The organism is Microbispora sp. NBRC 16548, from assembly GCF_030268985.1.
Taxonomy (GTDB): domain Bacteria; phylum Actinomycetota; class Actinomycetes; order Streptosporangiales; family Streptosporangiaceae; genus Microbispora; species Microbispora catharanthi.
Window position 1 is genome coordinate 454,551 of the sequence record NZ_BSSF01000005.1, and the last position, 13,478, is coordinate 468,028.

The 13,478-nt window shown below is 71.6% G+C and carries 7 protein-coding genes; 5 read left to right on the top strand and 2 right to left on the bottom strand.

From position 1 onward, the window contains the following. Positions 1-50 precede the first annotated feature (50 nt). Both QSK36_RS16420 and QSK36_RS16425 read left to right on the top strand, forming a co-directional pair. A complete protein-coding gene (locus tag QSK36_RS16420; RefSeq protein WP_502883317.1) occupies positions 51-5,123 on the top strand; it encodes an Lhr family helicase in 5,073 nt (1,690 codons plus the stop codon). Between the two features lie 703 nt (positions 5,124-5,826). Further along, positions 5,827-8,037, top strand: a complete 2,211-nt coding sequence (locus QSK36_RS16425; protein ID WP_285782986.1) for a cellulose binding domain-containing protein — start codon at positions 5,827-5,829, stop codon at positions 8,035-8,037. Positions 8,038-8,119: 82 nt separating this feature from the next. On the opposite strand, the gene QSK36_RS16430 is transcribed toward QSK36_RS16425, so the two are convergent. Then, positions 8,120-8,803, bottom strand: coding sequence for a M15 family metallopeptidase (locus tag QSK36_RS16430; RefSeq protein WP_285782987.1), 684 nt, complete (start codon positions 8,801-8,803; stop codon positions 8,120-8,122). 16 nt (positions 8,804-8,819) lie between these two features. Then, positions 8,820-9,995, bottom strand: coding sequence for an ROK family transcriptional regulator (locus tag QSK36_RS16435; protein WP_285782988.1), 1,176 nt, complete (start codon positions 9,993-9,995; stop codon positions 8,820-8,822). Positions 9,996-10,210: 215 nt separating this feature from the next. Between QSK36_RS16435 and QSK36_RS16440 the strand changes: the two genes are divergently transcribed. From QSK36_RS16440 to QSK36_RS16450, 3 genes are read left to right on the top strand one after another with little or no spacing between them, the layout of a single operon-like run. Beyond that, entirely contained in the window at positions 10,211-11,542 is a 1,332-nt protein-coding gene (locus QSK36_RS16440; RefSeq protein WP_285782989.1) for a sugar ABC transporter substrate-binding protein, read from the top strand. Positions 11,543-11,545: 3 nt separating this feature from the next. After that, on the top strand, positions 11,546-12,562 hold the full coding sequence (locus QSK36_RS16445) for a carbohydrate ABC transporter permease (protein WP_183538821.1): 1,017 nt from the start codon (positions 11,546-11,548) through the stop codon (positions 12,560-12,562). Continuing rightward, positions 12,559-13,410, top strand: coding sequence for a carbohydrate ABC transporter permease (locus QSK36_RS16450; protein WP_285782990.1), 852 nt, complete (start codon positions 12,559-12,561; stop codon positions 13,408-13,410). The genes QSK36_RS16445 and QSK36_RS16450 overlap by 4 nt, the downstream gene beginning before the upstream one ends. Positions 13,411-13,478: the final 68 nt, after the last annotated feature.

Here is a 13,478-nt window from a genome sequence, read left to right on the forward strand (position 1 = left end):
CTGTCACCTGGTGACGGGATGGCGGCGCGGCGTTTTCTGTCGGTGGGGCGATGCATGATGGGCAGGTGGGTGCGCTCGACGGCTTCAGCCTTGTGACCAGGGAGTGGTTCACCGGCGCCTTCGCGACGCCGACCGCCGCGCAGGAGGGCGCGTGGTCGTCGATCGCGCGGGGTGAGAACACGCTCGTGGTCGCTCCCACCGGGTCCGGCAAGACGCTCGCGGCCTTCCTGTGGGCCATCGATCGCCTCGCCGTCGAGCACACGACGCGCCCGGCCCCGCCGGGAGCCGAGGTGGGACGGCCCGGCGGCCGCCGCGGTGCGCGACGCGGGCGGAAGGACGACGGGGAGCCGCCCCGGCCCTGCCGGGTCGTGTACGTCTCCCCCCTGAAGGCCCTCGCGGTGGACGTCGAGCGAAACCTGCGGGCCCCGCTCACGGGCGTCCGGCAGACGGCGCTACGGATGGGCCTGCCCGCCCCCGACATCTCGGTGGCGATCCGCTCCGGAGACACCGCGGCCGAGGAGCGGCGCCGTTTCGCCGCCCGGCCCTCCGACATCCTGATCACGACGCCCGAGTCCCTGTTCCTGATCCTCACCTCGCAGGCGCGCGAGGCGCTGCGCGGCGTCGGGACCGTGATCGTGGACGAGGTCCACGCCGTCGCGGGGACCAAGCGCGGGGCGCACCTCGCGCTGACCCTGGAGCGGCTCGACGCCCTGCTGCCCGCTCCGGCCCAGCGCATCGGGCTGTCGGCGACCGTGCGGCCGGTCCAGGAGGTGGCGACGTTCCTCGGCGGGTCCCGCCCGGCCACGGTTGTGCAGCCGCCCTCCGAGAAGGTCATCGAGGTCGACGTCGTGGTGCCGGTGGAGGACATGACCGAGCTGGCGCCGCCTCCTTCCGGCGCCGACGGCGAGTCGCCGGAGCACCGCAGGAGCATCTGGCCGCATGTCGAGGAGCACCTTCTCGACCTGATCGAAGCCCATCGATCCACGATCGTCTTCGCCAACTCGCGGCGTCTGTCGGAGCGCCTGTGCACCCGGCTCAACGAGCTCGCCTGGGAACGGCGGACCGCGCCCGCGCCGGGCGAGGGTGCGAGCCCGGGCCTCGGAGATCCGGCCCACTGGTCGGATGCCTTCGAGGAGTTGCGCGCGCAATGGTCGGACCGGCACGAAGGACCTGACGCCCAACACACGGACAGTGCGCACGGGGACAGCGGACACGGGGACAGCGAGCCCGGGGGCATCGGGCGGACGGACGCCCTTCTGCCTGATGCCCGGCGCGGGGATGCCCGGCGCACCGGCCCGCCGGCCATGCCGTCGGAGATGATGGCCCAGGCGGGAGCCTCGGGCGGCGCGATCCCCGAGGTGGTGCGGGCGCATCACGGCTCCGTCTCCAAGGAGGAGCGCTCCCAGATCGAGGAGGCGCTGAAGTCGGGCCGTCTGCCCGCGGTGGTCGCCACCTCCAGCCTGGAGCTGGGCATCGACATGGGGTCGGTCGACCTGGTGGCCTGCGTCGAGGCGCCGCCCAGCGTGGCGAGCGGCCTGCAGCGCATCGGCCGCGCCGGGCACCAGGTCGGGGCCGTGTCCCGCGGCGTGATCTTCCCCAAGTATCGGGGCGACCTGGTCCAGACGGCCGTCGTGGCCGAGCGCATGCGCACGGGGCAGATCGAGGAGATCCGCTATCCGCGCAACCCCCTCGACGTGCTGGCCCAGCAGATCGTCGCGATGACCGCGCTCGACGAGTGGACGGTCGACTCGCTGGAGGCGCTGGTGCGCCGGGCCGCGCCGTACGCCACGCTGCCGCGCAGCGCGCTGGAGGCGACGCTCGACATGCTCGCCGGGCGCTACCCGAGCGAGGAGTTCGCCGACCTGCGGCCGCGCATCGTGTGGGACCGGGTGACGGGCACCCTCCAGGGCCGTCCCGGGGCCCAGCGCCTGGCGGTGACCAACGGGGGCACCATCCCCGACCGCGGGCTGTTCGGCGTGTTCCTGGTGGGTGACAAGGCGTCGCGTGTGGGCGAGCTGGACGAGGAGATGGTCTACGAGTCCCGCGTCGGCGACGTGTTCGTGCTGGGCGCGACCTCGTGGCGGATCGAGGACATCACCGCCGACCGGGTCCTGGTCTCCCCCGCCCCCGGGCAGCCGGGCAAGCTGCCGTTCTGGCACGGAGACGCGCCGGGCCGGCCCGCCGAGCTCGGCCGGGCGATCGGCGCGTTCCTCCGCGAGCTCTCGGCCACCGGGGCGGGCGGCCGGGGCGACGCGGCGTCAGCGCGCGAGCGGATCCGCGCGGCGGGGCTCGACGACTACGCCGTCGGCAACCTGCTCTCCTACCTGACCGAGCAGCGGGAGGCGACGGGCTATGTGCCCGACGACCGCACGCTGGTGGTCGAGCGGTTCCGCGACGAGCTGGGCGACTGGCGCGTGATGATCCACAGCCCCTTCGGCGCGCGGGTCCACGCCCCCTGGGCGCTCGCCATCGGGCGGCGGCTGCGCGAGCGGTACGGCGTCGACGTCCAGGCCGTCCACTCCGACGACGGCATCGTGCTGCGCGTGCCCGACACCTTCGAGGACGCGCCGACCGACGTCGCGGTGTTCGACGCCGAGGAGATCGAGCAGGTCGTGATCGAGGAGCTGGGGGGCTCCGCCCTGTTCGCCTCCCGGTTCCGGGAGTGCGCCGGACGCGCCCTCCTGCTGCCCCGCCGCTCGCCCGGCAGGCGCAGCCCCCTGTGGCAGCAGCGCCAGCGGGCGGCCCATCTGCTCGGCGTCGCGAGCAAGTACGCCGGGTTCCCGGTGGTGCTGGAGACGATGCGCGAGTGCCTGCAGGACGTCTTCGACGTGCCGGGCCTGGTGGATCTCATGCGGGACGTCGCCGCCCGCCGGGTGCGGGTGGTCGAGGTGGAGACCTCCCAGGCGTCCCCGTTCGCGGCGTCGCTGCTGTTCAACTACATCGGCGCGTTCATGTACGAGGGTGACGCGCCGCTGGCGGAGCGGCGGGCGCAGGCACTCGCCCTCGACACCGCGCTCCTCGCCGAGCTCATGGGGCAGGCCGACCTGCGGGAGCTGCTCGACCCGGATGTCGTCGCCGAGACCGAGCGGGAGCTGGCGCGGCTGGACAGGCCGTTGCGCGACGCCGAGGACCTCGCCGACCTGCTGCGCTCGCACGGCCCGCTGCTCGCCCAGGACGTCTCGATCCGCGAAGGAGATCCCGGCTGGCTCGCCGACCTGGAACGGGCGCGCCGGGCCATCCGGGTACGCGTGGCGGGCCACGAGCAATGGGCCGCGGTGGAAGACGCCTGGCGCCTGCGCGACGCGCTCGGGGTGCCGTTGCCGGTGGGCGTCCCGCACGAGTTCCTCGAAGCGCCCCTCGCCGGTGGGTCCGGCGGGCCGGGCCGCGCCGCCGCCCCCGATCCGCTCGGCGACCTGGTCGCGCGCCACGCCCGCACCCGCGGGCCGTTCTCGTCCGGCACGGCCGCCGCGCGCTTCGGCGTGGGCGTCGCCGTGGTGGACGAGGCGCTGCGCCGTCTCGCGGCGGCGGGCAGGGTGGTCGTGGGCGAGTTCCGCCCCGGGGGCCGGGGCGAGGAGTGGTGCGACACCGGGGTGCTGCGGCTGCTGCGGCGCCGGTCGCTGGCGCGGCTCCGCAAGGAGGTCGAACCGGTCCCCCCGGAGACGCTGGCGGCGTTCCTGCCCGCCTGGCACGGCGTCGTCCCGCAGAGCGTCACGCCGGCCGACGGCGGGCAGGGCGGGAACGGCGGCCGGACCGGACTCTCGGGGCCCGGCGCCCAGAACGGCCAGGGCCACGGCCCGGCGCGGGCCATGGACGCTCTGATCACGGCGATCGAACGGTTGCAGGGCGCGGCCGTCCCCGCTTCCGCCTTGGAGTCGCTGGTGCTCCCCGCGCGAGTGCCCGGATACTCCCCCGCCCTGCTCGACGAGCTGACCTCGTCCGGGGAGGTCGTCTGGGTGGGCCAGGGTTCCCTGCCCGGCGGCGACGGGTGGGTCGGTCTCTACTTCGCCGACACCGCACCCCTGCTGCTCCCCGCGCCGTCGGAGATCACCATGACTCCGCTGCACGAGCAGGTCCTGGAGATCCTGAGCGGGGGCGGCGCGCTGTTCTTCCGCGAGTTGTCCAACCGGATCGCGGCCGCGGCGCTCGGCGAGCAGGCGCCGTCCCTGTCCGGCCAGGACGCCGCCTCGGCCCGCCGGGCCAGAATCCTCGGCCGCGTCCCGGACGAGGCGGCGGGTGTCGCGCGTGCGAGCGCGGTGCCGGACGACACGACGCTCGCGGCGGCCCTATGGGACCTCGTCTGGGCGGGCCGGGTCACCGGCGACACGCTCGCCCCGCTTCGCTCGACGCTGGGCACCGGGCGGCCCGCCCACCGGCCGTCGGCGACCAGGCGCCGCCGCGCGGTGCTGCCGACGAGAAGCGGCCCGCCGACCGTGAGCGGCCGATGGTGGCTGCTGCCCTCGCCGTCGGCCGACGCCACTCAGCGGGCCCACGCGCAGGCCGAAGTCCTGCTGGAGCGGCACGGCGTGCTGACGCGGGGCGGCATCTCGGCCGAGCGCCTGCCCGGTGGTTTCTCCGCTGTCTACCAGGTGCTGCGCGCGTTCGAGGAGAGCGGCCGGTGCCGCCGGGGCTACTTCGTCGAAGGCCTGGGCGGCGCCCAGTTCGCCCTGCCGGGCGCGGTCGACCGCATGCGCGCCATGTCCTCCACGCGTCCCGCTCCGGTTGAGGACCTGTGGTCGATCCCCGCCCCGCCGCCGCCCCGCCGTGCGGTCGTGCTCGCGGCGACCGACCCGGCCAACCCCTACGGCGCGGCCCTGCCCTGGCCGGACCGCACGGACGACGTGACCCACAAGCCGGGCCGCAAGGCAGGCGCGCTGGTGGTGCTGGTGGAGGGCGCGCTGATCCTCTACGTCGAGCGCGGCGGGAAGACCCTGCTGTCGTTCGGGCCCGAGGACGACCTGCGGTCCGCCGTACTGGCCCTGGCGGTCGCCGTGAAGCGGGGAGCCCTGGGGAAGCTGACGGTCGAGCGAGCCGACGGCACCGCCATCGCCGACTCTCCGCTCGCGGCGGCGCTCGAAGCCGCGGGCTTCCACCCCACTCCCCGCGGCCTGCGCATCCGCGCCTGAATCCACCCTCCGCCACGGCTCGGCAGGCACCGGCTGGGGGGCTCCGGCCACCGGTGGGTTCGGAGGCGGGCATCACCCACCGCGCCGCCTCCGACACAGAGGGCGACACGCGATTTCCGGCCGCCACCCGCGCAGGCGAAAGCAGGCACGGCGTTGCCGGCCGTCTTCCCCGGACATGTAATTTTCAGCCGATCCTCTGATCGCGCGAAGGCGCGACACCTCCCGTGGGCGGCGCAGGAACGGTGCCATACCGATTGTCCGGCCGTCCGCCGCCGACATGTCCGTTGACGCTTGACCCGCCCCCTGCGTACGGTCCGCCGGGAAACGAAAAGTTTCCGTGAAGGAAATCGTTTGTCGGACTCATCGGGAGCGGCGGTGACAGCGAACCCGGCAGGTGAAGTGCTTGATGGCTTTCCTGCCCGGCCTCCTTCCCTCCTGTCGGCAACTAACCGGCAACCGATGTCCCAGCTGTTGTCGTCCCCGCAGGAACCGTCCGGGCGGGACCTCGCGGAGCGGATGAGCCGGCACGCGCGCGAGCCGGCCGAGGGTGGCGGTCCTGTCGATCGCCGCCTGTCGGCGTCAACCGCCGGATCAGAACGGCCGCTCCGCCGCATCAGGTCACGTCCGCTCAGTGCTCCACGTCGGCGGCTCTCTTATGGGCTCCCTTCTCCCGTCAATGCACCCCCCGTCTTCAAGGAGACAGATGCGACTCTTCTCCCACCGGTTAGGACTGGCGCTGGCCGCCGTCGTCTGCGCCGGGACCGCCGGCGCTGTTGCGCCCGCCCTGACCGCCCAGGCCGCGACCGGCTGTCAGGTCACCTACACGATCACCAATCAGTGGCCGGGCGGCTTCGGTGCGGATGTTAGCGTTAACAACATCGGTGATCCGGTCAACGGCTGGAAGTTGACCTGGTCGTTCGATGCCGGGCAGACCATCACTCAGCTCTGGAACGGCAGCCACACGCAGTCGGGAGCGCAGGTCACCGTCAACGACGCCGGCTACAACAGCTCCATCCCCACCAACGGCACGGCCAGCTTCGGCTTCAACGGCTCCTGGAACGGTTCCAACCCCGTTCCCACCGACTTCGCCCTCAACGGCACCCCCTGCACCGGCACCGTCGCCAGCCCGTCGGCGAGCCCCACGCGGTCACCCGACTCGAGTCCGAGTGCGTCGCCCAGCCCGTCCGCGAGCCCCTCCTCGAGCCCCTCCTCGAGCCCGTCCGCGAGCCCGTCCGCGAGCCCGTCGCCGACCCCTTCGGTCAGCCCCTCCGGCACCACGCCGCCGACGAACCCCGTGGGGAAAGTGCTCACCGTGGCAGCCGGCTCCCCGTTCCGGCCGGTCACGCATGTCGCGGCCGGCGGCCTGTACGGCCTGGCGGAGAACAGCCGCCCGGCCGACTCCGCGCTGCTGCCGCTGAAGGTCAACTCGCTGACGCAGCCCGCCCCAGGCGTGGGCCAGAGGCCCAACGGCCAGCCCCCCGGCGGCGACTCGCTGCTGGTAGCCCCGCAGGCCACCCGGATCGGCGCCGGGGAGTACATCCGGATGCCGGACATCTATCCGAACTTCCCCTACCAGTGGGTGAGCTGGGACGACTGGCTGGCCAAGGTGAACACGATGGTCCGGGCCAGGCTCAACGCGACCTCGGTGACCAACATCGAGGGCTGGGAGCTGTGGAACGAGCCCAACTGGACCTGGAACACCTCCGCCGCCGGGTCGTTCAACGACGGCTGGACGCGCACCTACCGGGCCGTGCGGGCACTGGACGCCACGACGCCGATCGTCGGCCCGAGCATCGCCTACTACAACCGCTCCTGGTTGTCGTCGTTCCTGAGCAGCGCCAAGGCCGCGGGCACACTGCCCGACATCATCTGCTGGCACGAGCTGGGCGACCCCACCGCCATCGCCGCGCACATCGCCGACTACCGCTCCCTGGAGTCCTCGCTCGGCATCAGCCCCCGCCGCATCGCGATCAACGAGTACGCGGCCACCAGTGAGGTGGACGTCCCCGGCCGCATCGCCAGCTACGTGGCCAAGTTCGAGCGCGCCGGCGTCGAAACAGCGCACCGGGCGTTCTGGTACGAATACGGCACCATGAACGGCCTGGTCGTCAACAACAGCCAGCCCACCGGCACCTGGTGGCTGTACAAGTGGTACGGCGACATGGCCGGCCGCATGGTCACCACCACCCCGCCCGGCCAGACCGGGCTGGACGGCTTCGCCTCATACGACTCCACCCGCAAGATCGTCAACGTCGTCCTGGGCGACGAGTCCGGCACCAACACCGTCCGCCTGACGGGCATCGGCGCGCTCGGTCCCTCCGTCCGGGTCACGCTGGAGTCCACGCACACGCCGAACCGCTTCACCTCGGTCCCGGCGGCCACCGCCATCTCCGACATCGTCTACCGGGTGACCGGCGATCAGCTACTGGTGACGGTACCGAACATGGCCACCTCCAACGCCTACCACGTGGTCGTCCAGCCGGCCGGCGGGGTGCCGTCCTACCAGCAGCGCTACGAGGCGGAGAACGCGTCGGTCTTCCGGGCCCAGCGGCAGACGGGCTCCAGCGCGTCCGAGGGCGGCTACGTGGGCCGCATCGACAACAACACGAGCACGCACCGGACGGACAGCTACGTGGACTTCGTGGTGAACGTGCCGACCGCCCGGACGTACACGATGACCATCGGCTACGCCAACGGCGACGACGCCACCGCCACCCAGGGCCTGGCCGTCAACGGTGGGTCGTGGAGCACCGTCAGCTACCCGGCCACTTCCGGGTGGGGCCAGTTCGGCGCCACCGTCAGCACCAGCGTCGGTCTCAAGGCCGGATACAACGTCATCCGCCTGGCCAAGGGCTCCCCCGGCTTCTCCGGTGGCACCGGCTATGCCGAGCTGGACTACATCCAGCTCACCTGAGCCACGCCGTCCTACCAAACCGCCCGCGCCGGCACGCCGGCGCGGGCGCACGCCTGACCCCGCACCGTCGATCGGGCCGTCCCTACAGCTCGACCGGGCCGTAGATGGCGGCGGGGGCGCGGCGGGTCATGGCCCAGTAGCGGTCGCCGTACGACCAGTGCCACCACTCGGTCGGGTAGTTGACCAGCCCGGCCGCCTCCAGGGCAGCGCGCAGCAGGTCGCGGTTGCGCCGCGCCTCGGCGCCCACGGGGGCGTCGGTGTAGCACGCGCCGCCGCTCTGCTCCGGGGTCGCGTTGACGGCCGTGCCCATGTCGAGCTCCACCCCGTCGTCGCCGCACAGCGTGAGGTCGACGGCCGCGCCGGCCGTGTGCGGGGCCACCTCGATCGGCGAGACGTACCGGCTCGCGGCGACGTGCAGCTCGGCGCCCGACATCCGGGGGAACGCCGCCCGCAACTCGTCCTTGTAGTCCTCGAAGTACTTCGTCTGCAGCGCCGGCGGGCGGTAACCCTCGACCACCACCAGGTTGCACCCGGCGGGCAGGCGCTCCTGTGCCTCCTCCAGACGGGCGAGCAGGCCCTCGCGCAGGTGAGCGTAGGCCCCGGCGGGGTCGGCGAGCCGCCCGTCCACCCGCAGCCGCCCCCGTACGTCGCTCAGCTTCTCCCCGCACTCGCTCACGCCGATCGAGGTCACGCGGGGGTCGGAGATGAGCACCGGACCCTCGGCGAGGCCGGGCACGGTGGAGCGATCACGCGGAGAGTCGGGCACAAGGATCAACCTATCGTCAGACGGTGTCCGAAAAGACCTCTTCACGCGCTCGGTCCAATGCCGCGACGATCGCACCCATGAGAACTGGATTGCCCTCCACTCCGGTCGCCACCACCGTGGGACGGCTCGGACACACCCGGGCCACCGCCTCCTCGACGCGCTCCGCGAGGTGAACACCGCCGGCCCTGCCCACGTCACCGCCGAGCACGACGAGTCCCGGGTCGAGGACCACGGAGACCGCCGCGACCCCGACGGCGAGCCGTCCGGCCAGGTCCTCGACGAAGTCCTCATTGCCGGCGTCGACGGCCGTACGGACCAGGACGGCCACCTCGGCGGCCCGCACGTCCGGGGTGGCGAGGCCGTGCGCGCGGGCCAGGTTCCACAGCGCCTCTCCTCCGACGAGGCGCTGGAAGGAGCCGGTCTGCGGCGCGGTGACCGCGCTCGGCAGCGGTTCCCCGGGCACGGGCAGCCAGCCGATCTCACCCGCGCCGCCGGTGATTCCCCGATGCAGCCGGCCGCCGAGCATGACGCCGAGGCCCTGGCCGACGCCGGTCCACAGGATCACGAAGTCGTCGGCGCCCCGCGCGGCGCCGTACGTCTGCTCGGCGAGGGCCGCCAGGTTGACGTCGTTCTCGATGATCACGCACTCGCCGAGCAGGGTGCGCAGCCCGGCCAGGATGCCGACGTGCCAGGTGGGCAGGTCGACGGAGTAGCGCACGTCGCCGGTGAGCGGATCGACCACTCCGCGCGTGCCGATGACGAAGCAGCGCAGCCGGGTGAGTTCTATCCCGGCCGTCCCGCACGCCCGCTGGACGGCCTCGTGGACGATCCCCACGGGATCGCGGGCCTCGCTCGGGTCCACGGTCACCTGGGCGACGACCGTGCCGGTGATGTCGGCGACGGCGGCCGTGACGCTGTCCGGCAGCACCTCCAGCCCGGCGACGTACGCGCTGGAGGGGTTGACCCCGTACAGCGCGGCGTTGGGGCCGCGTCCGCCGGGTCGCTCCCCCGCGGCCGTGACCAGCCCGCGCGTCTCCAGCCGGGCCAGGAGCTGGCCGGATGTGACCTTGGACAGCCCGGTAAGCTCTCCCAACTCGGCCCTGGTCAGCGGGCCTCTGGAGATGAGGAGTTCCAATGCCGCGCGGTCGTTGATCTGCCGAAGCAGCCGAGGCGTACCCGGTCGTTGAGGCACCGGCTGGTTCCCCTCTCGTCACGATCCGCTAACGCGGTCTTTTTTATAAGAAAGTTTCTTGTTAGTTTATCGCCTGCCAGCCCGGAGGCAACCGATCAGCCTCGGGACGCCAGAGCGCCGACCGAAAGGAGAGCGCCTTCCAGCAGGTGAGCGGTCCGCCGACACCCCCCACGAGGCGCACCCCCGACGCGAAGCCGGGAAGGGAGAGACCCATCGTGAAGATCGTGAAGATCGCGGTCGCAGCCACCGCGACCGCTGCCCTGGCCCTGGGACTCGCCGCTTGCGGAAGCGACGACTCCGGTAGCACGACCGCCCCGTCGGCCTCCGCGGCCGCGAGCGGTCCGAAGTTCGCCGGCCAGACTCTTACCGTGTGGCGACTCGGTGCCCCCACCGATGTCTTCACCAAATACATGGACGACCTGAACGCCGCGTTCAAGGAGAAGACGGGCGCCGAGGCGAAGGTCCAGTGGATCCCCTGGCCCGACGCCCAGAAGAAGTGGACCACCGCGCTCGCCGGCGGCGAGGGCCCGGACGTCACCGAGTTCGGCAACGACCAGGTCGCCGCCTGGGTGGCGCAGGACGCGCTCGCCGACATCACCGACGCCGCGAAGGGCGACTCCGAGCTTCAGCAGATCCCGCAGAACCTGTGGAGCTACGAGACCATCGACGGCAAGATCTACGCCGTGCCGTGGGGCGGCGGCACCCGCGCCGTGCTCTACCGCAAGGACTGGTTCGACAAGCTCGGCATCGAGGTCCCCAAGACCTGGGACGACCTGGTCGCCGCGGCCAAGAAGATCGTGGACAAGCAGGGCAAGGACGTCGACGGCTTCGCCTTCAACGGCGGCTCCGACGCGAACATGTCGCTGTCGCCGTTCGTCTGGTCCGCCGGCGGTGACTTCGCCAAGTTCGAGGGCGGCAAGTGGGTGGGCCAGCTCACCCAGCCGGCCTTCAAGGAGGGCTTCCAGTTCTACACGGACCTGGTCGCCAAGGACGGCGTGTCCGGCAAGGGCCGCCTGACGCAGAACTCCGTCGACATCGCCCAGCGCTTCGCCGCCGGCAAGGTCGGCATGTACGTCACCGGCGGCTGGGACATCGCCGCCATCAAGGAGCAGAGCAAGGGCAAGGTCGACGAGTCGAAGATGGGCTTCTTCTCGCTGCCCGCCAAGGACGGCTCCGGCCCGGCCCCGGCCTTCCAGGGCGGCAACGACATCGCCGTCTGGAAGGACTCCAAGAACCCCGAGCTCGCCCTCGAGTACGTCAAGCTCGCCGCGGGCAAGGAGTTCGGCGTCCGGTACGCCAAGGAGGGCGGCCTGCTCCCGCTCTACCCCGACGCGCTCGCGGAGATGGGCGGCGACCCCGCCCAGAAGCCGTTCACGGACACCTTCAAGGTCGCCAAGGGCTTCCCGGCCAGCCCCAACTGGGCGGAGGCCAACGACACCAAGGCCGTGCTGCAGAACGCGGCGCGTGAGGTGATCGAGGGCAAGAAGAGCGTCGACCAGGCTCTGACGGACGCGAACACCGAACTTGAGACGATCCTCAACCAGTAGATCATGACTCAATCGTCAACCCTCGCCCGGGGCGGAGCCGACACCTCCGCCCCGTCGCGGCGCAGTCGCAAGCGGGCGCGCAGGCCGGGGCTCTCCCCGAAGGCCGTCCCGTACGTCCTGCTCCTGCCCGGCTTCCTGGTCATCGCGGTGCTGCTGCTCTACCCGCTGTACCAGATGGTCGAGATGTCCTTCCACAAGGTCGGGCTCCGGCAGATCAAGGCCGTCAACCCCGCGCCCGCCGAGTTCGTCGGCTGGGACAACTACTCGCAGATCCTCGACTCGGACCTGTTCTGGTCGTCGCTGCGCAACACGGTGCTCTTCGCCGTCGTCACCGTCGCGGCGACGCTCGTCCTCGGGACCCTCGTCGGCCTGCTGCTCAACAAACTCGGCCCGAAGATGTCGACCTTCGTGATCGTCGGCATCATGGCCGCGTGGGCCACCCCGCCCACCGCTCAGGCGATCGTGTGGAAGTGGCTGTTCGACTCCGACTCGGGCATCGTCAACTGGACGCTGAACCTCCTGCCCGACTGGCTGTCGAACCTGCTGTTCGGCCGCGCCGACTGGAGCGGGCACCCGTGGTTCAACGACACGCTCACGCTCTACTTCGTGCTGATCGCGGCCGTGGTGTGGGCGTCGTTCCCCTTCATCGCGGTGTCGGTGCTCGCGGGGCTCAAGAGCATCCCCTCGGAGCTGTACGAGGCGGCGAAGATGGACGGCTCGGGCGCGGTGCGCACGTTCAGGAGGATCACGCTTCCGCTGCTCAAGCCGGTGTTCTCGGTGCTGGTCGTGCTGTCGATCATCTGGGACTTCAAGGTCTTCACGCAGCTCTACCTGCTGGCCGGCGGCACGGTGAACCGCGACGCGTTCAACCTGTCGCTGTGGAGCTACGCCGAGGCGTTCAGCAGCCCGCCGAAGATGGGCCTGGGCGCCGCCATCGCGGTCGTGCTGACCGTGATCCTGCTGCTGATCACCTTCGTGTACGTGCGTCAGATCGTGAAGACGGAGGACGACATCCGATGAGCCCGCTCGCCCGCAGGAGGCTCGGACGGGCCGCGCTGAACGCGGCCGGGGTCGTGGTGTTCCTCTTCGCGGTCTTCCCCGTCTACTGGATGGTCACCACGGCCTTCAAACCGAACGACCAGATCTTCACCACGAGCTTCATCCCGTTCCCCAGCCCGCCCTCGATGGACCACGTCTCGCGGGTCTTCACCAAGGGCGTCGCCGGCCACTCCATCTGGCAGTACCTGTTCAACAGCACCCTCGTGGCGCTCAGCGCCGTCGTGCTCGGCGCGGTGTTCGCGCTGCTCGCGGCGACCGCGGTGGCCAGGTTCCGCTTCCGGTTCCGCACCTCGTTCCTGATCCTGCTGCTGATCGTGCAGATGGTGCCGGCCGAGGCGCTGCTGATCCCGCTGTTCACCATGGTCAAGCGGCTCGGCCTGTACGACCAGTTGCTCGGCCTGATCATCATCAACGTCGGCCTGACGCTGCCGTTCTCGGTCTGGATGCTGCGCACGTTCGTCGCGGCCGTGCCCAAGGAACTGGAGGAGGCCTCCTGGATCGACGGCGCGGGCCGGTTCACCACGTTCTGGCGGGTGCTGTTCCCGCTCGTCGCGCCCGGCCTCGTCGCGACCAGCATCTTCGCGTTCATCACCACCTGGAACGAGTTCGTCTACGCCCTGACCCTCATCGGCGACCAGGGCAAGTACACGATGCCGGTCGCGCTGCAGTTCTTCGTCGGCCAGCGCTCGACCGACTGGGGCGGCATCATGGCCGCCTCCACCCTGATGACCATCCCGGTCCTCGTCTTCTTCCTGCTGGTCCAGCGGCGGATGGTCTCCGGCCTCGTCGCGGGCGCGGTCAAGGGATAACCCCGCCGCTCACCGGCACCCCACTCTCCTGAAGGCCGCTTGTACGGCCACCGCACCCGGTGGCCGTA